Annotated in this window: 21 protein-coding genes; 15 read left to right on the top strand and 6 right to left on the bottom strand. The window is 50.8% G+C overall.

All coding sequences use genetic code 11. From position 1 onward, the window contains the following. Window positions 1-99: 99 nt before the first annotated feature. Window positions 100-840 (top strand): NUDIX domain-containing protein, encoded by a 741-nt coding sequence (locus Q1A69_RS13695; protein ID WP_299586326.1) that lies wholly within the window; start codon window positions 100-102, stop codon window positions 838-840. Between the two features lie 303 nt (window positions 841-1143). On the opposite strand, the gene Q1A69_RS13690 is transcribed toward Q1A69_RS13695, so the two are convergent. Then, window positions 1144-1833 carry a pirin family protein gene (locus Q1A69_RS13690; protein ID WP_299586324.1) on the bottom strand — a complete coding sequence of 230 codons (690 nt, stop codon included), beginning with the start codon at window positions 1831-1833 and terminating at the stop codon, window positions 1144-1146. Window positions 1834-1998: 165 nt separating this feature from the next. On the opposite strand from Q1A69_RS13690, the gene Q1A69_RS13685 reads away from it, so the two are divergent. Then, on the top strand, window positions 1999-2874 hold the full coding sequence (locus Q1A69_RS13685) for a LysR family transcriptional regulator (RefSeq protein WP_299586337.1): 876 nt from the start codon (window positions 1999-2001) through the stop codon (window positions 2872-2874). A gap of 277 nt (window positions 2875-3151) precedes the next feature. Here Q1A69_RS13685 and Q1A69_RS13680 read toward each other — a convergent pair whose 3' ends face one another. Continuing rightward, complete coding sequence (locus tag Q1A69_RS13680) at window positions 3152-3916, bottom strand: TlyA family RNA methyltransferase (RefSeq protein WP_299586322.1); 765 nt, start codon at window positions 3914-3916, stop codon at window positions 3152-3154. A gap of 126 nt (window positions 3917-4042) precedes the next feature. Between Q1A69_RS13680 and nhaA the strand changes: the two genes are divergently transcribed. The 5 genes from nhaA to Q1A69_RS13655 all read left to right on the top strand — a co-directional run bounded on the left by nhaA (window position 4043) and on the right by Q1A69_RS13655 (window position 8699). Then, window positions 4043-5521: a Na+/H+ antiporter NhaA gene (nhaA, locus tag Q1A69_RS13675; protein ID WP_299586320.1), complete on the top strand. Its 1479-nt coding sequence runs from the start codon at window positions 4043-4045 to the stop codon at window positions 5519-5521. Window positions 5522-5631: 110 nt separating this feature from the next. Further along, the gene (locus Q1A69_RS13670; protein ID WP_299586317.1) at window positions 5632-7002 is read left to right on the top strand and encodes a hypothetical protein; all 1371 of its coding nucleotides are present in this window, start codon (window positions 5632-5634) and stop codon (window positions 7000-7002) included. Between the two features lie 9 nt (window positions 7003-7011). Next, window positions 7012-7392: an MmcQ/YjbR family DNA-binding protein gene (locus Q1A69_RS13665; RefSeq protein WP_299586315.1), complete on the top strand. Its 381-nt coding sequence runs from the start codon at window positions 7012-7014 to the stop codon at window positions 7390-7392. A 39-nt stretch (window positions 7393-7431) separates the two neighbouring features. Next, window positions 7432-8286 carry a thioredoxin gene (gene trxA / locus Q1A69_RS13660; protein WP_299586313.1) on the top strand — a complete coding sequence of 285 codons (855 nt, stop codon included), beginning with the start codon at window positions 7432-7434 and terminating at the stop codon, window positions 8284-8286. A gap of 77 nt (window positions 8287-8363) precedes the next feature. Continuing rightward, entirely contained in the window at window positions 8364-8699 is a 336-nt protein-coding gene (locus Q1A69_RS13655; protein ID WP_299586310.1) for a YqfO family protein, read from the top strand. Window positions 8700-8746: 47 nt separating this feature from the next. Here Q1A69_RS13655 and Q1A69_RS13650 read toward each other — a convergent pair whose 3' ends face one another. Together Q1A69_RS13650 and Q1A69_RS13645 are read right to left on the bottom strand one after the other, a co-directional pair. Next, window positions 8747-9277, bottom strand: coding sequence for a hypothetical protein (locus Q1A69_RS13650; protein WP_299586307.1), 531 nt, complete (start codon window positions 9275-9277; stop codon window positions 8747-8749). Window positions 9278-9351: 74 nt separating this feature from the next. Next, window positions 9352-9891 carry an NUDIX hydrolase gene (locus Q1A69_RS13645; protein ID WP_299586305.1) on the bottom strand — a complete coding sequence of 180 codons (540 nt, stop codon included), beginning with the start codon at window positions 9889-9891 and terminating at the stop codon, window positions 9352-9354. A gap of 102 nt (window positions 9892-9993) precedes the next feature. On the opposite strand from Q1A69_RS13645, the gene Q1A69_RS13640 reads away from it, so the two are divergent. The 3 genes from Q1A69_RS13640 (at window position 9994) to Q1A69_RS13630 (ending at window position 15210) form a co-directional block, all read left to right on the top strand. After that, the gene (locus Q1A69_RS13640) at window positions 9994-11289 is read left to right on the top strand and encodes an efflux RND transporter periplasmic adaptor subunit (RefSeq protein ID WP_299586302.1); all 1296 of its coding nucleotides are present in this window, start codon (window positions 9994-9996) and stop codon (window positions 11287-11289) included. A 33-nt stretch (window positions 11290-11322) separates the two neighbouring features. Beyond that, window positions 11323-14487 carry a multidrug efflux RND transporter permease subunit gene (locus Q1A69_RS13635; protein WP_299586300.1) on the top strand — a complete coding sequence of 1055 codons (3165 nt, stop codon included), beginning with the start codon at window positions 11323-11325 and terminating at the stop codon, window positions 14485-14487. Between the two features lie 87 nt (window positions 14488-14574). Further along, the gene (locus tag Q1A69_RS13630; RefSeq protein ID WP_299586298.1) at window positions 14575-15210 is read left to right on the top strand and encodes a CoA pyrophosphatase; all 636 of its coding nucleotides are present in this window, start codon (window positions 14575-14577) and stop codon (window positions 15208-15210) included. Window positions 15211-15266: 56 nt separating this feature from the next. On the opposite strand, the gene Q1A69_RS13625 is transcribed toward Q1A69_RS13630, so the two are convergent. Then, complete coding sequence (locus Q1A69_RS13625; RefSeq protein WP_299586296.1) at window positions 15267-15770, bottom strand: nuclear transport factor 2 family protein; 504 nt, start codon at window positions 15768-15770, stop codon at window positions 15267-15269. 217 nt (window positions 15771-15987) lie between these two features. Here Q1A69_RS13625 and Q1A69_RS13620 point away from each other — a divergent pair, with 217 nt between their 5' ends. Next, entirely contained in the window at window positions 15988-17028 is a 1041-nt protein-coding gene (locus Q1A69_RS13620) for an AraC family transcriptional regulator (protein WP_299586294.1), read from the top strand. A 717-nt stretch (window positions 17029-17745) separates the two neighbouring features. Here Q1A69_RS13620 and Q1A69_RS13615 read toward each other — a convergent pair. Beyond that, window positions 17746-18621: a LysR family transcriptional regulator gene (locus tag Q1A69_RS13615; protein WP_299586292.1), complete on the bottom strand. Its 876-nt coding sequence runs from the start codon at window positions 18619-18621 to the stop codon at window positions 17746-17748. Between the two features lie 114 nt (window positions 18622-18735). On the opposite strand from Q1A69_RS13615, the gene Q1A69_RS13610 reads away from it, so the two are divergent. The 4 genes from Q1A69_RS13610 (at window position 18736) to Q1A69_RS13595 (ending at window position 23715) form a co-directional block, all read left to right on the top strand. Further along, window positions 18736-19113, top strand: a complete 378-nt coding sequence (locus tag Q1A69_RS13610) for an isochorismatase (protein ID WP_299586290.1) — start codon at window positions 18736-18738, stop codon at window positions 19111-19113. A 794-nt stretch (window positions 19114-19907) separates the two neighbouring features. Then, entirely contained in the window at window positions 19908-20552 is a 645-nt protein-coding gene (locus tag Q1A69_RS13605; RefSeq protein ID WP_299586288.1) for a CatB-related O-acetyltransferase, read from the top strand. A gap of 324 nt (window positions 20553-20876) precedes the next feature. Then, complete coding sequence (locus Q1A69_RS13600) at window positions 20877-21761, top strand: SDR family oxidoreductase (protein ID WP_299586285.1); 885 nt, start codon at window positions 20877-20879, stop codon at window positions 21759-21761. Window positions 21762-21882: 121 nt separating this feature from the next. Next, on the top strand, window positions 21883-23715 hold the full coding sequence (locus Q1A69_RS13595) for an ABC transporter ATP-binding protein/permease (protein ID WP_299586282.1): 1833 nt from the start codon (window positions 21883-21885) through the stop codon (window positions 23713-23715). Window positions 23716-23775: the final 60 nt, after the last annotated feature.

Here is a 23775-nt window from a genome sequence, read left to right as displayed (position 1 = left end):
TTTTTGACTAAAAAACATTCATTTTTTTGCTGTGTGAAACCTAATGCAGAGTTAGAAAGCTATTTTTCAGAGTCTCCTTAGGTATTTAATAGGTTGCTTGTGCTTCATCATACAGTTGATTCATTTAATTGCGTTACTTTAAGCCTGGAAAGCTTTATGGGGACTGGTGACCAGTTACTGACTGAACTGGTTGCCATAATTGAAGTGTCCAGAGTAAAAAATAGAAAATTAATCTGGATCACTCTACAAGATGCACTTACCCGGCTTATACCGATGTGCTTGGAGCATGGCTTTACCTTTCACAGTTGCCGAGGTTCGGCAACCAGGTTGGTTCTCAAGCTGCGAAACGATGCTTATGTTCCGTTTTCCCCAACCCATACGGTAGGTGTTGGGGGCTTTGTGTTGCTTGATGAACAGCTACTTTGTGTACAGGGGCACGGCGCTTCATCAAGCCCCAAATTGCCTGGTGGAACTGTTGATCTGGGTGGAAAGATAGCCGATGCGGTTCTTCGAGAGGTTTATGAAGAAACAGGTATTTCCTGTGAATTTACCTCTGTATTGGGGTTTGCCACCCGGTTCCCAGCAAATTTTGGTTACACGGATATCTATTTTGTCTGTGAATTGGCACCCTTAAGCCGGGCTATTTCAATCACGGATACCGAGGAAATCAAACATGCTTCCTGGATGGATGTTGACCTCTACCTGAATGGTGGACATGTTTCGTCTTTTAACCGGCATGTAGTTGAAATGTCCCTAAGAAAGCTGGGATTGACAAAGGTGCAGCAGGGTTCTTACAGGGATCCCTTTGCCAAGCAGGAAATATTTTGGAGTAATGCTTGAACTACTGACGTTGCGATTTTCCCAGCTTGACCTGAAAGTAAATACCGCTTGGAGCGGAGGCGCTTACATTAAGTTGAGTTTACTGTTTTCAGGCTTGGGTTTAATTCCTCTCTGGGGTATTTGGGCTACGTAGTTTTGATGTTGCAGAGTTTGGCCGCCAGCACCCTTGAAAATAGAACTTTACGTGGTTTTGATTTAGGCGCCTTTGTCAAAACGGATAAAGTTCTTACCCTAACTAAGGGGGGAGTGGCTGATGCTCGGTAAACTGTATAATTGTGAATGACATTTTTTGCAGCCAGATATCTAGTTGCTATGGCTCACAAGAAGCAAATGCAGTGCTGCTGTGCCGGTGAGCGTTAAATTGTCTCCTCGAATTAAGTCCCCTTCCTTTACCTGCTTAGTGATATTTCTTGATATTGCTTTCGCACTGCCGCTAATAATATAAATCAAGTGAGCTTTATCTAAAGTTAATTGCTCGCCTGTTTTTAAGTGTGCAATGTCCATTACAGTGCTGCTATCAAAAGTACTGCCTTTCTCGTCAATACCTCCATAAATACGAGTGGTGCCATCTAATGCCGGTTTGTAGGTTTTATACCCCGCAGGCTGGCCAGCTTTCTCTGGCAGAGCCCAGACTTGCAGCATTCTGTTTTGTTGTTTGTCAGGGTTGATTTCATTGTGGGAAAAACCTTCACCGCCGGCGCGTTGTACTTGAACTTCGCCTGCCGCCAAGTCTTTGCCATGCTCCAGAGATCCCTCATGGCTGACCCGGCCTTCAATGATGATAGATATCACATCGATTTCACTGTGCGGATGCATGCCCGATGATCCTTGGGGTAAGTAACGTGCATCGGCCAGGTACACCATGTTCCCCAGACCTTCAAAGGTCTCTGCTTTTTTGCGAGTACCAAATACGCGGCTGTCAGTAACCAATCGGTGCTCGGTAATACCTGCGAAGCCGCCTAAAGGTAGTGTGTCTCTGGCTAAAATTTCCATTCTCTTCTCCGGGTTGCTTTGTCTATTGCTTTAGTTGATGAGGCTATTCTAGCTATACGTTATTGTTTGATATATGCTTATACTTAAAAATGATTGTTCTATTTTTGACAACAATAAGAGTTGCAGTGGGAAAACTGGATGGGCCATAGAGTTGATTTGAATGACATGCTGCTGTTTATGGCCGTAGTGGATGCGGGTAGTTTTACCTCGGCAGCGGAAAGGCTTAACTTGCCTAAGGCTAATCTCAGTCGGAAAATTGCCAGGCTGGAACACGCTCTGGATGTCACCCTGCTCGAGCGCACCACGCGAACGCAAAAATTAACCGAGGCTGGTAGCGCCTATTTGCAACACTGTCGTCGAATTCAATATGAGGTGGATCTAGCGGAAAGTAAGGTCGGCAGCTTGGTGAACAAAGCATGCGGCACGTTGCGAGTGAGCGTTTCTGTTGGTGTCGGCCATGCGGTTTTGAAAAATGTAATGAGTGAGTTTCTGGAAAGCCATCCGGACATTCAGTTAGAGTTGACTCTCTCCAATCGAAGAGTAGATCTGGTTGAAGAGGGTTACGATTTAGTTGTCCGCGTGGGAATATTGGTGGACTCCAGATTGGTCGCAAAAAAACTGGGAGAAATCAGGCGTCGTTTATACGTAAGCCCAGAGTACCTAAGAAAAAATAATCTCAAAGCAGATCTTGAATCTGTGGCCGAATGCCAGTTTCTTATTATGAGCAGTGCCCAGCATGGTGACAGCTTGTGTTTAACTAATGGTGTTGATACGCAAGAGATAGGGATCGTACCGAGAGTGCGAGTCGATGATTTTTTAATGTTAAAACAAATGCTGATTGATGGCTCTGGAATTGGAATTTTGCCAGACTATATGTGCCAGCAAGAGGTGGATCAGGGCTTTTTGGTGCCCATGTGCTCGGGTTGGGAAATGCCATCGGTAGATCTATATGCTCTCTACCCGCAACATCGGCAGAAGCTTCCGAAGGTTCGTTCTTTCTTGAACTTTATCCAACAAATTTTCACAAGCCGATTAGGCTGATAATTTGTTGGTTTCTTTCGAACCATATAGGGTACTCTCCTGGAGATTTTATAAAAGAGTCGCTGGGTGTTGTGAAAGTATACGGCTGCCGTAGTAGCCTAAAGGATGATGCGGTTCAGAGTTGAAAGCAGATTGTGAATATTGGGATATTTTTATTAGGCATCCTTGCCTGAGATCTCATTGAGAGAAGTGTATTCCTTACCAGGTTTTGTCGGGCTATAAGCGGTGGGTCTTATAATGTAGTTTCTCTTGTCTTCGATCTATTATCCGTAATTGTTTAGCTGTCACGTTTTGGTATGGCCCAGAGTAAAAATTCCCGGTTACCATCCCCACCTTTAATTGGACTATCAATATACGCCTTTACTTCGAGTCCCAGCTCACCACATAAATTAGTAATCTGTTCACGGACTTGTGGATAAAGTTTGGCATCGCGCACCAGCCCCCCCTTTCCTAAACCCCCTTGGCCAACCTCGAATTGTGGTTTTACCAGGCTCAACAGTTGCCCACTGGGTTTTAATAGAGTGGGTAGCTGCGGCAGTATCAGGGCCTGGGATATGAAGGATACATCCATAACGATGGCATCAAAGCCGTTATCTGCGTAGGGGGAAAGTTGGGACGCTTGTAAGTGGCGCGCGTTAATTCCTTCGAACAGATACATACGGGAGTCATTTTGTAACTTCTGTGCAAGCTGGTCGTGCCCCACATCCACCCCCACCACTGAAACGGCGCCTCTCTGTAATAGGCAGTCGCTGAAGCCGCCCGTGGAGCAGCCTACATCCAAGGCGTGCCAGCCTTTGGGGTTTAAGCCGGTATGGTCGAGAATCGCGGCGAGTTTCAGGCCGGCGCGGGATACGTATTGATCCTCGGGGAGGGGCGTGACTTCCAGGGCACAGCTCTCGCTGACAGACTGCGCCGCTTTGCGTGCAGCTTCCATGGGCCCGCCTTCCGAGAGCATGACCCGGCCGGCATCAACTAGCTTTTTGGCGTGGGTGCGGGAGTTGGCGAGTTTTCTCTTTACTAGCAATTGGTCCAGTCGGGTCATGTTTCGCAACGGTGTCCTGTCAATATGGTTAAGAATACAGTGGCCATGCTAACCTCTGGCTCCCATAGGTAGAAGTGTGGCCCTACAGGTTGTAGAGCTAGTCTTTAGGAAAGAGGATGTCAGTCGATGGCAAAAAGCGTTCTGAACAAGTTCAAGATTCGCAAAGGAAAGGTTTTTGAGGCGCCTTTGGAGGAGGCTTTTGGGCGCTTGATGACACCTTTCGAAGAGTTTATTCATCGACAAAGCAGCAGTGGCATTTTGTTGATGCTCTCTGCGCTGGCTGCACTGATTATCGCCAATTCCCCTCTGGAAGATGCCTACAAGCATCTGCTGCACATGCCCATTAGCCTCAATGCGGGAGATTGGGAATTTTCTCTGTCTCTGCATCATTGGATTAACGATGGCCTGATGGCGATCTTCTTTTTTCTGGTGGGCCTGGAATTAAAACGTGAATTTATGGTGGGGGAATTATCTGACCTTCGCCAAGCGGTGTTGCCGGTGATGGCCGCGATCGGCGGTATGGTGGTGCCGGCTTTGATCTATGCCGCTTTTAATGGCGGCGGAGAGGCTGAGCGTGGCTGGGGTATCCCCATGGCCACGGATATTGCTTTTGCCGTCGGGTGTATCGCGCTGCTGGGGAATCGGGTTCCCCGTGCCGTGGTCACTTTTTTGGTGGCCTTGGCAATTGTCGATGACCTGGGGGCTATCCTGGTGATCGCCATCTGGTATACCGAACAAGTGAATGTGGCCGCACTGATCGCAGCGGGCTGCCTGATCGTAATTATGTGGTTGCTCAAGGCCGCCGGTGTGCGTAGCTCACCGGCCTATGTGTTTGTGGGGATCCTGCTGTGGTATGAGTTCTATCTGGCCGGGGTACATGCGACTATCGCAGGGGTCATCACGGCGATGGCATTGCCGGCCAAGCCCAAATACGACCCTGTGGCTTTTAGCACCTTTGTAAAAGATATTATCCGCAGCTTCGATCGCTGTTTCCGCCCCGGTGACAAAATTATTGCCAACGATGCCCTGCGTGCACGGGTAATGGCTCTGGGTAACGGTGTGAACTTGGCGCAGTCTCCCTTGCAGCGTATGGAGACACGCCTGCATACCCCTGTGGGCTTTATTGTGATCCCTATTTTTGCCCTGGCCAATGCGGGTATTCCCTTTGATAGTTTTACCAGTTCCACGGCAGTGCTCAATCCTGTGACCCTCGGTGTGATTGCGGGCCTGGTAGTGGGCAAGTTGGTGGGGATTGTGGGGGCCACCTGGATCGGTTGGAAGTTGGGCTTGGGCAAACTGCCAAAACTGGCGAACTTTCAACATATCGTTGGTGTTGCGCTGCTTGGGGGTATCGGCTTTACCATGTCGATCTTTATCGCCGAATTGGCATTTAGCGGCCAAGGTAACCTGCTCATCCAGGCCAAGGCGGGTATCTTACTGGCCTCTGTCATCGCCGGTATCGCCGGTTTCCTCGTACTGCGCAATGCGCCGGTTTCTGAGGAGTTTGATGGCCAGGCGGATAGCGAGGGAAATCCAACGCCAGATGGGGGCGACAATACGCAGAAGGAAGTACCCGCTCAGGAGAACACTGAGCGCCAGGGCTAAGGTTATCGCCAGCGGGACCCCACCAGTGTGATGGGGTCTTGACCTCACTTCCAGTTAGTTTCTAGCCAGACCTGTCCGATATGAGATCCATCCACAGAGAATCAATAATAATGAAACGAGTGATAAAGGCAGCGGGCCTGCTTTTCGTATTGGCGGCGCCACTGCTTTTTGGCGGTTGTGAAAGTAAAACAGCACAAGATGCTATATCACCGGAGCTAATGAGCCTCAAGGTGATGCCGGCGGCAAATAAAGGGAAAGGGGATATGTCGATGGATACCGTAGCCAGGGAGTATGTGGCCCTGGTGTTGGAGCTGGGCAATCACGACAAGCGCTATGTGGATGCATTTTACGGCCCGGCCGAGTGGCGGGAACAGGCACAGCAGAGTGGCGCCAGCCCAGCAAAAATTGCCCAGCGGGGGCGGGCGCTATTGGCGCAGTTGCCAAGGGGGGAGGGGGCTGACGGTTCTCTCGAGGGACTTCGCCTCCACTACCTAAAAACCCAGCTGGGGGCTTTAGTGGCGCATGCGGAGAGCTTTACCGGTGAAACGGAGCGCAGCTTTGCCAAAGAGGCCCGTGAGCTGTACGACACCCTGCCGCCCAAACAGGATTTTGCCAGTTTTGAACCGCAGCTTCAGGAGCTGGCAGAGCTGCTGCCGGGAGATCGGCCACTGAGTGAACGGGTGCAAGCATTTCGTCGCGAGTTTGAAATCCCATCAGATAAGCTACAGGCGGTGTTTACTGCATCAATCGAGGAGTGTCGTCTGCGCACCAAGCAGTATATTTCCCTGCCGGATAATGAACACTTTGCGCTGGAATACGTCAGTGACAAACCCTGGAGCGGTTACAACTGGTATCAGGGGGGCTCTCACAGCTTGATACAGGTGAATAGCGGCCTGCCGATTACCATTGACCGCGCCATCGATCTGGGCTGCCACGAGGGCTATCCCGGCCATCACACTTATAATGCGCTCTTGGAGCAGTCTTTGGTGCAAGAGCGCGGCTGGGTGGAATACAGTGTCTATCCGCTGTTTAGTCCTCAATCCCTCATTGCAGAAGGCAGTGCTAACTACGGCATTGATCTGGCCTTTCCCGGCGAGGAAAAAAACCGCTTTGAGCGAGAGGTGCTCTACCCGCTGGCGGGCTTGGACCCACAGCGTGCGCAAAAATATGAGCGGGTGATGGCATTGGTGGATAAGCTCAGCTTTGCCGGCAATGAAATCGCAAGACAGTATATCGACGGTGAAATCCCCGGCGCGCAGGTGGCGCCCCTATTTGAAAAGTACACCTTGATGAGCCCGGCCAAAGCGCTGCAGCGCAAGGATTTTGTCGATGCCTACGGCGCTTATGTTATTAACTACAACTGGGGCAAAAAGCTGGTGGCGGATTATGTCGAACAGGACACCAGCAGTGCGGAGGAGCGTTGGCAGCGCTTTACCAAACTGCTGTCTTCGCCGCGTTTGCCCTCGTCCCTACACTGGTAGGGTGGGAAAATGCAGAGCGTGGTGCTGAGACATTACCTGCTTGCTCGCCCTGAGGCGGTTGAGGATTTTCCCTTTGGTCCCGAGGTCGCCGTGTTTAAGGTGAAGGGGCGAATGTTTGCCACTCTCGGTCGTTATCGCGAGGCGGATGCCACCAATTTGAAGTGTGACCCCGATGAGGCGCAAGCCCTGCGGGATATCTTCCCCGGCGTGTTGCCGGGTTACCATATGAACAAGAAGCACTGGAATACCGTTTTGCTCGATGGCACAGTGCCGGATTATGAAATAGAGCGGATGGTGGATCGCTCCTATGGCCTGGTGGTAAAAGGGCTGCGCAAGATTGAGCGGGAATCCCTTGAACTGGCCTACGGCATGGATACCCTCTACCGCTAGACCATCAGCAAATTAGCAAGACATTACTCAGGAGAGTTTGTGAACGAATTTATTGTCGATGTAACGGCAGAAAACGCCCAGCAAGTACTGATCGAAGAATCAATGAAGCGCCCGGTGTTGGTGGATTTCTGGGCCGACTGGTGCGAGCCATGCAAACAGTTGATGCCGGTGCTGGAAAAGCTTGCCAACGAATACGCGGGCCAGTTCCTCCTGGCTAGAGTGAACGCCGACACCGAACAGATGATCGCCGGCCAACTGGGCGTACGCAGCCTGCCCACAGTGATGCTGTTGAAAGAGGGGCAGCCGGTAGATGGCTTTGCCGGAGTGCAGCCAGAGAGCCAGATTCGTGAAATGCTGGATAAATACTTACCCAAACCCTGGGATATCAAGCTGCAGCAGGCTCTTGCACTGATTGCCGAAGGCAAGGCCGATGAGGCACTGCCACTGTTGCGCCAGGCTTATAGCGAATCCTCTGAGCGTGTGGATATCGCCAAACAGCTTGCGGCATTACTGCTCGATCAGAATCGCGCACAGGAAGCGGAAACGGTGCTCGGAAAAATCCTCCTGGCGGATCAGGATGCTGAATACCAACAGCTGATGGCTCAGCTGGAGTTGAAGCAGCAGGCGGCGGATACTCCGGAAATCCAGGCGTTGCAGAAAGCTCTGGAACAGAACCCACAGGATTACGATGCCGCCTACCAGCTGGCCGTGCAGTACAGCCAGGCCAGCCGCCACCAGGAAGCGCTGGATCTGCTGCTGGATATTCTACGCCGGGATATGAATTTCTCCGATGGTGCGGCCAAGCAGGCATTCCTCGACATCGTGAAGAGCTTGGGGGCGGGTGATCCGATCGCCACGCAATACCAGCGCAAGCTGATGACGCTGATGTTCTGAGGTGTTTCAGAATTTTGCATTACAAAGGGGCCTTGGGCCCCTTTGTTTTATCCGCCAATCAAGAGTGAATAATTGTTATGTACAAGCTCTGTGTCTATATCCCCGCATCCCATCTGGAGACGGTGAAACAAGCCTTATTCCAAGCTGGTGCCGGTCGAATTGGGGACTATGACAGCTGTTGTTGGCAGGTGCTTGGCTGCGGTCAGTTTCGCCCACTTCCCGGGAGCCAGCCGTTTATTGGTGGCTCAGGGCAAGTGGAGCAGGTGGAGGAGTACCGGGTTGAAATGGTGTGTATGGATAATTATGTGGATACGGCCCTGGAGGCCCTGTATCGAGCCCACCCCTACGAAGAGCCGGCGTTTGATGTGTGGCGCCTGGATGAGCGCTGTGCCACAACGCATAAGCAGCGATAGGATGTTGATGCGAATCCTGTCACTTGAACCCCTTTATTAAGTGGGGGTTAGAGGTTATCCAGGGCCTGCTGGCGTTCCTGGCTCTTTTCTTGGAGTGCCTGTATTTCTTTTAAGATGTTAGAGAGACGATTGTCGCTAGAGTCACTCTCCTGCAAGCGTTGCGATTGCGGTTCTTGGGCTTGCCTTTTGGTGCCAGCCGCATCGGCGGGCAGGGTATTGATGGGCTTCACCCGGTGGATGCGCACTGAGGCCCCCAAGCCCTCTGGCACCGAATCAGAGAAATGCCAGTTGCCCTGGCGATCCTGCCAGCTAAATACTTCGGTGGTTGGCTTTTTTGACTCCTCGGGCAGGAGGCCACTGGATTCCACCAGGGTCTCAAACTGCTCGGCGGATTTTTGTGTGCTAGTGGTCACGGCTTGAACGGCGCGCTGGCCCTGCTGGCGTACTGTATCCAGAGTCTGCTGATCCGGCAGCCAGTCCTGAGGCGATATGATCGGCTTGCCATCGGGTCCGGGGATAAGCATGGGTAAACCCACGCCCACTAATAGCAGGACAGCGAGCATATAGGCGTATTTCATTGGAATATCCTTGTATTTCCGATATGCGGAAGCGGGAGCTGCGCTCCCGGCCGCTCAGCACGCGAAAACGCGGGTTACAGTTTTCGCGAGATAACGCCCCGGTGCAGCTGGTACTGACCAAGTTTGCTGTCGGCGAAATAATGCTCGAGGGTTTTGTGCATAATCGGGAACGCAATTTCTTTCCAGGGAATTTCCTCCTGGCGAAATAGCTCCACTTCTAACGACTCCGGCCCCGGTCCGAAATTGGTATCGGTCAGTTCACCGCGATAGATCAGGTAGACCTGGTTGATATAGGGAATGTCATAGACTGAGTAGAGGCCATCGACACGAATGTTGGCACGAGCCTCCTCCCAGGATTCCCGCAGCGCCCCCTCTTCACTGGATTCACCGTTTTCCATAAACCCGGCGGGCAGAGTCCAAAGCCCCAAACGCGGCTCGATAGCGCGCTTGCACAGCATGATCCGGTCTTCCAGGTAGGGTAGAACACCGACAATCACACGTGGGTTAATGTAGTGAATAGTCCCGCAGTTACCGCATAGGTGACGCGGGCGATCATCGCCTTCTGGGATGGAAAATGTGACGGCATCGCTGCCGCATTGGCTACAAAATTTCATTGCGTCAGTATACCTATGCAAGATTCCAGCGCCAGCTTCCAGCTTTTTGACGCCTATAGTTGATAGAGATATTGAAATTCATAAGGCGGTATCTACCCTGCCATGGCGCGTTTTTTATTTATTGGGCTTGTGCTGGCGTTCTTGTCTGCCTGTGGCGGCAAAGACGATGAGCAAAAGGTGCCACCACCGCCTCCGGTCGAGGTATTGGTGGTGCGCGAACAGCCTGTGATTCCGCGCTTTGAATTTGTCGGCCGGGTGGAGGCCACCGATGAGTATAAGGTGCGCCCCCGCGTGCAAGGTTACATCGAGAGTCGTAATTTCAGGGAGGGGGAGACCGTCAAAAAAGGGCGCTTGCTATTCGAAATAGATCCACGTCCGTTTATTGCCGAACTGGACAACCAGAGTGCAAACCTGGAGCGCACTCAGGCATCCCTCCGGGTTGCCGAGCGCAACTATCGACGTGGCCGCACATTGGTGGCCACGGGTGCCATCAGCCAAGTACAGATGGATGAACTGATGGGGACTTTCGAAGAGGCCAAGTCCCAAGTAGATGCGGACCGCGCTAAAGTGGAAAGCGCCCAGCTCGATCTTTCCTTTACAAAGATTTATGCGCCTCTCACCGGCCGTATAGGCCGCACCCAATTTACCGAGGGCTCCCTGGTGGGACCCAATTCGGACCCGCTTACCACCATCGTCAAGATGGACCCGATCTACGTGTTGTTCGAAGTGCCGGAGGACCAACTTTTCGCCGTACAAGTGGATGCTGAGCGCCGCCGTCGCGAGGGCTTGCCCCCTACAGAATTGGATGTGCGTATCGAACTACCGGATGGAAATTTCTATCCCTATCCGGGCAAGATTGTCTTTATCGACAACCAGATTGACCCGAATACCGGCTCTGTGGCGGTGCGCGCACTTTTTGCCAACCCGGGAAGCCTGTTGGTACAGGGGCAGTTCGCGCGAGTTTCCATCCGCTTGTATACCGGCAGTGAGGCGCTCAAACCGCTGGTGCCGCAATCGGCGGTGATGGAGGACATGCAGGGGCGCTACCTCTTCGTGCTGGGCAAAAACAATATTGCGGAAAAGCGCTATGTCACTCTGGGCCAGCGCGAGGGAGAACTCTGGGCAGTCAACCGCGGTGTGGTGGTTGGTGAATCGGTCATTGTGAACGGTCTGCAACGGGTAGTTGCCGGCAAGCCGGTGACGCCGCAGAACACTCCGCGCAATCCCTACGATGTTGCGGACAAACCCGCAGAGCCCGCACGCGGCGGGAGTTCACCAGTACATATGCCGGGATCAAAGCAGCCCATGGGTACCGGCCGGGGAACGCTACTACCCGATGAAGGTAGCGAGAAGGGTGAACGCCCCCAATACGAGGGAGAGGCGGATGATTACAAGTAGCCCGGTTGCGGTGGAGGGGCTTATAGCGATTTTATGATCAGTGCTTTTTGTATACGGCGACCACGCTTCGCCTTTGTGATTTCCATACTGATCTCCCTTGCGGGCATCCTCTCCCTGCCGCTATTGCCGGTGGCGCAATTTCCAGAAATTACACCGGCGACCATTAATGTTGCCGCGAATTACGCCGGAGCCAGCGCCGAAGTGGTGCGCGATAGTATCGCCGTGCCAATAGAATCCCAGGTCAATGGGGTAGAGGGCATGGAATACATGTCTTCCACCAGCGGTAACGATGGTTCCTACAGTCTGACGGTAACGTTCAAATCCGGCTACGACGACGATATCGCCCAAGTGAATGTGCAGAACCGGGTGGAGCAAGCCACGCCACAATTGCCGGAAGACGTAAAGCGCGATGGTGTGGTGGTCTCCAAGCAGAGCACCACGTTGTTGTTGGTGGTGAATCTATTTTCCCCAGATCAGAAATTCGATGAACTTTTTCTGGCCAATTACGCCGAAATTTATTTAAAGGATGAGCTGGCACGCGTATTGGGGGTGAGCAGTGTCGTTATATTTGGTTCGCGCAATTACGCTATGCGCCTGTGGCTGGACCCGAACCGGATGGCCTCTCTCGATGTCACCACTCAGGATGTGATCAGTGCGGTACAGGCACAGAATATCCAGGTGGCTGCAGGGCAGATCGGCGCGCCGCCCATCCGCAAAGAGCAGCAGTTTCAATACAATATTCTTGTGCAGGGGCGGCTCATAAAACCCGAGGAATTTGAGGACATTACCATTCGCGCCAAGCCTGATGGCGCCATGGTGAAAGTGAAAGACATAGCACGAGTGGAACTGGGCAGTGAGTCCTATTCCTCATATGGCCAGCTGGATAACGAGGCATCGGCGGTGATCGGTGTCTACCAGCTGCCGGAAGCCAACGCGATCGATGTGGCCGATGGTATAAAAGCCAAGGTGAAGGAGCTGTCACAGCGTTTTCCCGATGGCTTGAAAGCGGAAATCCTCTACGATACCACCCTGTTTGTGGAGGCCTCCATCAAGGAGGTGGTGCGGACACTGTTTGTCGCCCTGATTCTGGTTATCTTAGTGGTCTTCATGTTTCTGCAGGATTGGCGTTCTACCCTGATTCCTGCCATCGCTATTCCGGTTTCCCTGATCGGCACCTTTGCACTCATGCTGGCATTTGGCATGACTATTAATACCATCACTTTGTTTGCCTTGATTCTGGCTATTGGCATTGTGGTGGATGACGCGATTATTGTGGTGGAGAACACCCAGCGTCTTATGGGCGATGGTATGACGCCAAAAGAGGCCGCGCTGCAATCTATGCGCGAAGTGACCGGCCCAGTGGTCGCTACGACGCTGGTTTTATTTGCGGTATTTGTACCAGTGATGTTGATGCCGGGGATTACCGGCAAAATGTACCAGCAGTTTGCCGTTACTATTTCTATGTCGGTGGCGATCTCCTCCTTGAATGCACTCACCCTGAGCCCGGCACTCTGCGCCAGTATTCTCAAGCCGGGTAAAGATGGAGAGGTGGCCGGTATTAAAGAGACAGGGATTTTTGGTTTCTTTAATCGGTCTTTACACCATTCCACAAATTTCTATGTGGGTATGGTCAAAGCCTGCGTAAAAATTCCTCTAATCGGAGTGGCAACGATTATTGGGGTTTTCTTGTTGGCTTTTTGGTTGTTTATGAGTATCCCCACTGGATTTATTCCCGATGAGGACCAGGGCACGTTTATGCTGCATGTGCAGCTGCCGGATGGTTCCTCCCTGGAGCGCACCGGGCCGGTTGTGGATCAGGTTACCGATATATTGCTGGAAGAGCCCGCCATGGCTCATGTGGTGGGGGTGCCCGGATATAACCTACTGACCAGCAGCGTCTCCTCCAACACCGCGATGATGTTTGCGGTATTAAAACCCTGGGATGACCGCCCCAGCGAAGCAGATCACCAGTTCGCGATTATGGAACGGGTCCAAAAAAAGCTGGCACAAATTCCCAATGCGCAAATTATGCCATTTGCTATTCCCCCGTTGCCGGGAATCGGCACCGTGGGGGGCTTTGAATTTGTGCTGGAGGATTTGCAGGGGCGCAGTATTACAGAGTTATCCCAGGTACTTTTCGATCTGCTCGGCGCAGCCAATCAGCGCACAGAAATCTCTCAGGCCTTCACCAGTTTTCAGGCCGCCACTCCGCAGTTGAAATTAAAAATCGACAAGGAAAAGGCCCATGTGCTCGGTGTCCCGTTGCCGGAAGTGTATTCCACACTACAAACTTTCCTGGGCGGCTATTACATCAATGACTTTAACTTATACGGCAAAGTATTCCGTGTTATCGCTCAGGCGGACGCGCAATTTCGCGATGATGAACAAAACTTGGCGGGTTTCTATGTGCGCGCGAATAGTGGGGGCCTGGTGCCAATCACCTCCGTCTCTACCATTGAGCCCGTAGTGGCCCCACAGACCATTACCCGCTACAACCTCTATAACAGCGTGACGATTAACGGCGCGCCGGCGCCGGGTTATTCCAGTGGTCAGGCGATGAATACCATGGAGGAGTTGGCTTCCAGGCTGCCTGAAGGCTATGGCTATGAGTGGACCGGCATTAGTTTGCAGGAAGTGACCTCGGGTAATCTGGCTCCCATTTTGTTCAGTTTGGCCATCGTATTTGTGTACCTGTTCCTGGTGGCCCAGTATGAGAGTTGGAGTATTCCCGTCGCGGTGCTCCTGTGTGTGCCCATTGCTATTTGCGGCGCCATGCTGGTGGTGTGGTTAGCGGGTTCCATTAATAATCTCTACACCCAAATCGGCTTGGTGCTGCTAATTGGTATGGCGGCGAAGAGTGCCATTCTGATTGTGGAATTCGCCTGTGTGGAGCGGGATAAGGGCAAATCCATTGCCGAAGCGGCCATCTCAGCCACCCGGTTGCGTTTCCGAGCGGTATTGATGACGGCTATGTCATTTATTCTCGGAGTGATACCGTTACTGGTGGCTACTGGCGCCGGTGCCGTGAGTCGTATCTCCCTTGGCTTGGTGGTGTTTGGCGGTATGTTGGCGGCCAGCCTGTTTGCCACACTGTTAGTGCCGGTGTATTACGCCTTGGTGCAAGCGATTCGGGAAAGGCTCAAAGGGGGCTATACCCCAGAGTCCCAGCAGGGGGCCCCAATGTCTGAGCGGCAGTAATCGGCCGAGAGTCGCAAATGGAGATTGCGGCATACGACTCGGTGTTATCACCGGGAATCAGTAAGATGAATGTTAGGGAGCCTCTAGGTGAAAGAGGTGGGACAAGTGTTTATGTTATCGATTATTGAAAAGAAAATTTCCCAACAAATTGAAGATCTGGAGGCGGGGGTTCCGACTGGGCCGGAGCTTTATGGCCACGCGGCTGTATTGATTGCCCTGACCAACGAGCCGGACCCTCATGTGGTACTTACCAAGCGCGCGGATACGCTTTCCACCCACTCTGGCGAAGTTTCCCTGCCCGGGGGACGATGGGATGCTACAGACCCCTCCCTGCAATACACCGCCTTGCGTGAAGCCGAGGAGGAGGTGGCTTTACCCATGAGTCGGGTGCGTATGCTCGGCCCCCTGTGGCCCCGTACCACCCGCTGGCAGGTGCATGTAACCCCTTGGGTTGGGGTCATTCCTGCCGACATTCACCTCAGCCCAAATCCCGGTGAATTGGATGCAATTTTCCGTGTACCACTATCCTTTTTCCTCGCCGATCCCCGTATCCGCACCGATCGAATCACTATTGATAATCAGGCTATTTACCTGCCCGCCTACCAGTTTGGCGAGTTTGAAATTTGGGGTTTTACCGCCGGAGTACTGACCGAGTTTCTGGTGAAAATATTGGGCGCCTCAATCGGGCGCAGGGACGATGTGCCATTGCGTGCCTTAAATTAGCCTTGATGTAAGTGTAATCTAGGATTTTCTCTGGAATTTTATGATTGGGTACAGAGTTAATCTGATACGGTTTCGCCCAACTCATCCCATGCATCCATTAATAACTTTACCTGATCACGAGTGTTCGGGTCGGCAAAGAGAATTGGGAAATCAGGATCATCGACTAGCTTAACCTCTTCTCCGCGTCTGCATCGAATGAGCCAGTTGCCATCGACCTTGACCAATTCATCCCGGTATTCCGCGATTACTGCAATACGGTAGCCAGACCGGGTTGCATTTATTTCTACTGTAGTTGCCTTACCGGAAGCAGATTGCCCATCTTCAGAAAGATGATGTAGGGGTGAAGAGGTAATATGCCGACATCTTAGTTTATTGTGGATTAGCGCATAGCGCTCTAGCTTTTCCCTCCCACGAATTACACGACTGCCGTGTTGAAAGTGGCCATCAAGTGTAAACAGTGATGCCCAACCACGGGCATCACAATTATCAATTGTTAATGTGTACCGAGACAGAAGGTCGCTAATTGCAAATCGATCCCTGAACAACTGAAGTTCGTCCATTTTTTTACCTGATATTTAAATGAATGCTTGGCAAGCTGATGCTAATTAAAATAGTCACTGTTGCTAATTTTGATCGGTTGTTTGCGGCGGATATCTGCGCAGCGTAAAGCTGGCAAGATCGTTAGCCATCAAAAACCCTTTGTGCTCCCAGTAAAACGATTAGAATGTAATATTCTTGGCGAATGCGGTGAATACACAGCTTCGGGGTAAGTAAGTCATGCAAAATAACTTTGTACCGGGCAACCATCAAGGCGCTTTTTTTGAGTGGACGGCAAAGACTGATAATTTTTCGGTTAAAGAGCGTTGGTGGCGCTGGAAAGAGTTGATGGAAGTGGGTTTGCCGTATCGCTGTGAATTACAACTCAAGTCCCATCACAATGAGGAGTACTCAGGTGAATTTGCAGTCTCTGCTAACCTTGAAACTGGCGAGGCGTTTGCGCGCGCCTGTTTTTCTGGAAATACCTTCAAGCGCGCCAGTAACCACCTGAGTGATGGGTATAGTAACTTTACGCTAATTTACTTATTGGCGGGCAGGGGAGCCATACAGCGAGGTAAATATTTCACTCCAATGAATGCCGGCGGCCTTTACCTGGTGGATTTGGCGCAGACAATTACCCATGATTTGGTGCACGAAAGTCGCTCATTGCTGTGCCGTATCCCCCGAGGAAAAATCGAGAAGTATTTCTTGGGGCCAGAGGATAGTCGCCCTCTGGAAATTGATGGTAGTCGCGGTCCTGGTTTATTACTACGCAATTATTTGTTGTTGTTTCCCCAAGCAAAACAACAGTGTGCCTTTGTGGCACCGGAAATACTTTTCAATCCGATCTCGGATTTAATTATTGCCTGTCTGCAGGAGAGGCGTGGCAATTTGCCGTCCGAATCGGAAAGCCCCAGTCGGCTTAACGCTATTTTTCGTGGGGCTTGCCAGTTGATACATAAACACTGTCGCGACACCGACTTATCTGCCCGCCAGTTGGCGGTCTCTCTGGGTATTTGTCCCTCTTATTTGCACAGGGCTTTGCGCTACCACCAAACCTCCTATGTGAGCCTGTTGAGGCGTGCCAGGATCGAGGCGGCATCGGCACAACTTCTGTCTACAGGCCGCGATGCCAGTATTTTACAGGTGGCATTCAATTGTGGATTTAATGGTACCAGCCAGTTTTCCCGAGCGTTTAGGGAGGAATTAGGCATTAGTGCTTCTGAGTTTGTGAAGCGTTCATTTGCTGAGAAAGAAGAATTGTTAAAGCTTGAAGAGTGAATTTTCAGTGTTAAGAGTGTTGGTTTATCGGTGAGATGGTTGTTTAAAACTGCATCAAAAAATATCAGCCGGGCCACTCAGTTTATGACTGACTCATCAAATTTCTGCCAGGCGTCGAGTAGGGTGTTTATTAAACTTGCTGACTCCGGATTTGCGTTTATTAGTGAAAATTCTGGATCACCAGGTAAATCAAACGCCTCCGTACTCCGGTGCTGGAGCAGCCGGTTGCCGTGAATGTTGACCAGCTCATTATCAGCCACCCGGCCAAAACCACATGGTACCTGAGGGGTATCGCTTCGTAGTTGCTTTACCGGCGATGCTCGATCTCTCGGGAGCGACTATATAGAGCGGTGAGGAAGTGATATGCCGAGTGCCATAGCTGATGGCGGATATGTATCTATTGATGTAGTTTCTGTCACCCCTTAATCCTTAAAGTGCCGTTATCAATGCCCCCATTTTCCGTAAGCAGAGGGACCTAACTCCCGGCCTCGCGGTCATTGATGCACAGAGTGAGTCTTGCGAGTCTTTCAACACATGGTTGAAAATCACCCATGATGTTTCTAAGTGAGCTGTTTGGGTGAGAAGATGGATCCGGAGGCAAAAAACCACAAGAGATAAAGACCTTTATTTCACTCTGTTGTCCATACAGATCGTGTCTGATTGGATAATGGTTTTTTATGTGGTTGAGTAATCCAGTGATTCCGAAGGATAAAGCTGCTAATAGGAAGCCAAAAGAGATTTAATTATTTTGGTAAAGCGCTGTACTTTTACGGGGGGGATTTTTGAAAATAGGTGCATATAGTGAATCGGAGTTGAAGCCACTGTAACCACATGCTCCAGTGAACCATTACGAATAAATTTTTTGGCAGTCATGTCAGGTAATCTGGCAATTCCCAGCCCCACCTCTGTCATTTGCAATATATCGTGAAGGGAATTACAGCGAATCCTTGGTGTAACCCGAATTATATTTTTATTGCCAAGGTCATACTTTACTGGAGTACCCTGCCAGTCATTGGCTATATGCTCCCATTGGCGTAATTCGCAGAGTTCGTCAGGTAGACCACCTTGCTTTTCTATATACTTGGAGCTGGCATAGAGACTTTCTTGAAGAGTACCCAGTTTAGATACCTTGGCCGATTGCATATCCAGACTGCCCACCCGGATTGCCAGATCCACCTGGGATTCAATCAAATCTATGGGGGCATCGTCAGCCAGCAAGCGAACACCGAGCTGTGGATGTTGTTCTGTGAGCTGCGCAATTGCCGGAACAATGACAGGTTCGCAGAGTGCGAGAGGTGCCGTCACTGTCAGCGTACCCGAGAGCTTTTCACTGGTACTTTTTAAGTCTGTCAGGGCAGCGTTATAGATATCCCGGATTTCACGGCAGTGAGTGTAGAACTGGGTGCCGGATTCCGTTAAGGAAAGTGCCCGTGTACTACGGTAAAGCAGCCTGGTGCCGAGATCCTCCTCTAATCGGGTTACCGCCTGGCTAATTGCCGACTTGGTGCGTGCCAGATTGTCGGCCGCAGCAGTAAAGCTGCGCGCCTCTACAACAGCCAGGAATACCTGCATGTCCTCAAGATTGGGTTTCATTGTTCAATTTTTCTAAACACTAATTTGATTGAATCTCTGTTTATCACAGAGGTGGAGCTGGGGCAATATGCCCTCAGACCGTCAATACTGAGTTATCGAAAAAAGGAATCTCATATGAGCAAGGTGTTAATTGAAAAAACCATAGTGGCTAGTGAGCAGTGGAAGTCATTTTTCAATCAGGGAAATGCAGAAGGTTGTGCCTCTATGTATGAGAAGGAGGCGCAAATGGTGGCCAAGCCATTTGGTTTGTTCCAAGGGCGAGAGCGAATACAGGCTTTCTGGAAAAATTTAGTCGCGCAGGGGTTCTCAGATGTGACTTACCTGAATACTAAAATTGAAGCAATAGATGATTCGTCAACGGTGCTTTCTAGCCACTGGGAAATGAACAATGCACAGGGAGTAATCACGCGGGAACTCTGGGTCCTGCAGGATGATGGCACCATGCGCCTGCGTGAAGATCATTTTGAAGCTATAGATCCAAATGCTAAATAATTGAATAGAAATCCAAGAGCCCTGGAATGGCTTCTCGCAGGGAAAACAGAGGAATATTACAATCTAATATTGGGGCCCATTGCTGGTCTACAAAACTGGATCGTAAATCGTTAACTAGAGGGGCTGTTATCGGTTTCGATAGATGTCTTCAGGCTTAAAAATGCGCTTAGCATATGTCCAGAATGATTTATATCCTTGGCGACTGTGTAATGGTTCTCCAACGAGTAAGTTTCTTTTTTTGCCGGGCCTTTTCTTTGAAAGACCTTTGCTGTCATATGCTCGGCTACCATATGGCTGAGAGTTGAGGTAACAATGCTTCGATGAAGTCCGCGGTAAGCCAGATATAGCGCGCAACGACTTCGGTATTGAAGGAAGAGGAGCAGAGTCGAGAAGCTCATCGGTTGTATACTCGATCGGAATTTATTTGAAGGCCAGCTTTTGGCAAAATTGCACGAGATAGACTGGGGCGGTTTGGTGTCTCTGGAGATGCTCTAGGTACTTTCAATGGCGCATTTTATTTGCCCGGATTTTTCGACATTTGCTTTCATAGTAAGTAGCTTCGTGAATGACGTAATGCAAATAAAAATGAAGTCTTCTATATGGTGCGATTAGGTGTAAAAAATATACATTTCTGCCAAATGTTAAGGCTTGGCGGGGAATCCATGTGAAACTATATTGACGTTTAAGGAGTAATCCCCTTCTGTTGTAATAAGTGAAGTTCAATAATCGTGGCTATTCTTTTAGAGTCCCCTTAACTTAGTAAATAAGTGCATGAAGCGTACTTTGGAGATGTTATGAAAGGTCCGAGCCCTGAAGAAAAAAGCCCCAGAAAAGGGTTCCCAAGAACGGGATATTTAAAGAACTATATTACCTCTGAAAACATCTCAGTTGGAGATTATACCTACTATGATGATGTGCAAGGCCCTGAGAGGTTTGAGCATAATGTGTTGTATCACCACCCTCATATTGGAGATAAGCTTTTAATCGGGAAGTTCTGTTCTATTGCGCAAGGCGTAAAGTTTGTTATGAATGGGGCGAATCATAATCTGTCTGGTTTTTCGACCTACCCCTTTTATTTGTTTTCCAATGGCTGGGAGAGAGGGGCGCCAGCTGCGGACCTGCTGCCTTATAAAGGAAATACTCTTGTTGGCAATGATGTTTGGATCGGTTTTGAGGCGACCATCATGCCTGGAGTAACCATTGGCAGTGGCGCCATTATAGGTACTAGGACTTTGGTGGCTAATGATGTTCCGCCTTATAGTATCGTGGTGGGTAATCCAGCTAAGGTCATTAAATATCGCTTTGATGAAAATACAATTGATGCACTATTAGATATTGCTTGGTGGGATTGGAGTGCAGAGAAAATCACAGAAAACCTAGAGCTTATAGTGGGTTGCGATCTCGCAGCGCTTAAACGAGTGAGTGTCCATGCCGATTAAGGGTGGAGGCAGCTTGTGGGGTATAAACCAAAAAAAGGGTAAGTCACATATTGTCAAAAGAAAGGTGCGGCAAGGACTTAATGCCCCCTTAGCTCAATTCAGCTTATGTTCTGTTTTAAGGCGCGATATGGTTATTTTTTTGGGATTCCTCTTTAATTATGTAAAAACGGACAATAGATGTTTAGTGCATTTTTACAGTTCTTGGTGAAGTTAGATTAAGCGAATCACGTTCCATTACAAAAAGGCGATATGTCGAGAATGCCTGTCCAATATATTCCCCTTTTTAGGGCGCCTATATAGCTCATTGAATCTGGGTTTTTTTGAGTGAAAAAAGTGATCCATCATGCCGCCTACCTCATTGCCGGCATGGGTGCGACTAAACTGAGTGAGACCCTATTTTCTCTCTGGAGCTCTATTCGTATGTCAGGAAAACTTCAAGGCAAGGTCGCCATAGTCGTCGGAGGCAATGAGGGTATTGGTGAAAGCACGGCCCATCGCTTTGCTGAAGAGGGGGCCAAGGTCGCTATTCTGGCGCGGAGAGAGCTGGAAGGGAAAACGGTTGAGCGGGCTATTCGATCGTCTGGCGGTGATGCGACCTATATCCCCTGTGATGTAACAGGCACTTCAGCGGTTACAAAAGCAGTTTCCGAGGTGGTTGGTTGTTATGACGGCATCAATATACTGTTTTACAGTGCGGGTACCGGTGCAGCCGAGATGTTCCCTGAGGAGCCTTTGCAGGAGTGGGAGGACGTCTTCAGGGTAAACCTGACGGGTGTTTTTCTAATGTGCAAGGCGGTGTGGCCCTATTTGATAGGCGCCGGGGGTGGCGCCATCATCAATATTTCTTCTCTCGCGGCACTCAGTGCCCCTACCGATAGCCAGCTGGATCAGGTTGGGTTTCTGCCCTCTGCTTCTTATTATGCCTCCAAGGCGGGAGTGGAGGCGTTTACCCGCTACATAGCAGGGATTGGTGCCCGTCATAATATTCGTGCCAACTGCTTAAGGCCGGGGCAGATATTGACACAGACGGTGACTTCCCCGCAGGGCAAACATATTTTTTCCAGCGTACTTGAACCCGCGCAAATGCTACAGGGGCCTGGTTATCCTCTTGATGTAGCCAATGCTGCCGTCTTTCTGGCCTCTGAGGACTCCCGTTTTATTACCGCGGATACGATTAATGTGGATGGCGGTTTGGTGGCTAAGGTCTGAGGTCTGGTGATTAGGTAGTCGGTTCTGGGGAGGGAGTCCTGCGGGCATATGCGGTTGAGCATCTATATAAGTCTTTCCGTCTATTTATAATAGGCGCCAATTTTCCCTTCCGGAACCGATTATGCCGAGACCTAAGTCCACCGTTTCTCTGGATGAGGTGCACTGGGGTGCGCTGAAGACACTCTTCCCCTATTTGCTTGAATTTCGCCGCGCTGTGGCCCTTGCACTCTTGTGCCTGATCGGCGCCAAGGTCGCCGGTGTCACTCTGCCGTTTATTCTTAAACACATAGTCGATGACCTGGATAACGTAGGAGGCCTGGCCCAGGCCGTGGCCCTGCCATTGGGGCTTTTGCTGGCCTATGGTGCGGTGCGATTTTCCAGCACCCTATTCGGAGAGTTGCGGGATACGATCTTTGGTCGTGTGACTGAGCGTGCCCAGCGTCGGGTTGGACTGGAGGTTTTTCAGCATCTGCATAAACTCGACCTAGATTTTCACCTGGACCGCCGCACCGGGGGGTTGTCCAGGGATATTGAGCGCGGTAACAGTGGCATCGGCTTTCTAATGCGCTTTATGGTATTTAATATTGTGCCGACCCTGGTGGAAATCGCCATGGTCGCAGGACTGCTTTGGTGGAATTACAGTGGTGTATTTGCTCTGGTTGTTGTGTCTGCCGTGGTTGTTTATATCAGTTTTTCTGTTGTCGCTACTGAGTGGCGTACACGTTTTGTCAGGGCGCTCAACGAAGCGGAGTCCCAAGCCAGCAGCCGTGCGGTAGACAGTCTGCTCAACTATGAGACGGTGAAGTATTTCGCTAATGAAAGGCATGAATCGAGCCACTACGATCGCGAGCTGGCGGTATGGGAGCGGGCCCGGCGCAAGAATCGCTTGTCGTTGTTTAGTCTGAATACCGGCCAGGCTCTGATTATTGCCATTGCTATGTGTGCCGCCATGGTCCTTGCTGCTATGGGTGTGGTCAAAGGAAAGATGACGATAGGCGATTTTGTCCTGGTCAACGCCTTTATGATGCAGATATTTATCCCGCTAAATTTTCTCGGCTTTGTCTATCGGGAAATGAAAGGTGCACTTGCCAATATCGAGAAAATGTTTTCACTGCTTACGGTGAAACCGGCTGTGGCGGATACCCCTGGGGCGCCCAGCTTGCAGGTGAGGGAAGGCCGTATTGATTTTGAAGCCGTACAGTTTGGCTACAACGATAGCCGCGAGATTCTCAGTCAGGTGAGCTTTTCAGTACTGCCGCGCCAGAAAGTCGCCATTGTGGGGGCCAGCGGGGCTGGTAAGTCCACCTTGTTTAAGTTGTTGTTTCGCTTCTATGACGCCAGTGGTGGTGCTATCCGTATTGATGGGCAGGATATACGCAGCATCAGCCAGGAATCCCTGCGCCGCGCTATTGGTGTGGTGCCCCAGGATGCGGTGCTGTTCAATCAATCGATCCGAGAGAATGTGCGCTATGGACGGGTGGATGCCACCGATGAAGAGGTGATGGCTGCAATTCGCCATGCCCAGCTGGCAGATTTTGTTGAGCAGCTTCCCCAGGGGGTGGATACCCTGGTGGGGGAGCGAGGTCTCAAGCTTTCCGGTGGCGAGAAACAACGGGTTGCCATAGCGCGGGCCCTGCTCAAAAAACCACCAATTATGATATTTGATGAAGCCACCTCCTCTCTAGACAGCCGTTCTGAGCGCGGTATTGTCGCCTCTTTACAGGAGATTGCCCGCGAGCAAACCACCTTGGTGATTGCCCATCGCCTCTCCACGGTTGTGGATGCGGATAAAATTTTAGTGATGGATCAGGGCAGGATTGTGGAGCAGGGCTCCCACGGTCAGCTACTGGAGCAAGACAGCCACTACGCAATGTTGTGGCGTATGCAGCAACAGGAACGCACGCCGGTTATGGGGGAGGAAAGTCCAGAGGCTCCTCAGTTTGTCGGCCCTTGAGGGCCCTATCTTGATAAATGTGCGCAGCCGGACTAATGTGGCGCCGACACAAAAAAAGAT

Origin of the sequence: uncultured Microbulbifer sp. (assembly GCF_947498635.1) — a bacterium.
In the GTDB taxonomy this organism is placed as follows: Bacteria; Pseudomonadota; Gammaproteobacteria; order Pseudomonadales; family Cellvibrionaceae; genus Microbulbifer; species Microbulbifer echini.
The sequence above is the reverse complement of the archived record's forward strand: the minus strand, read 5'-3'. Positions and strand labels throughout refer to the sequence as shown.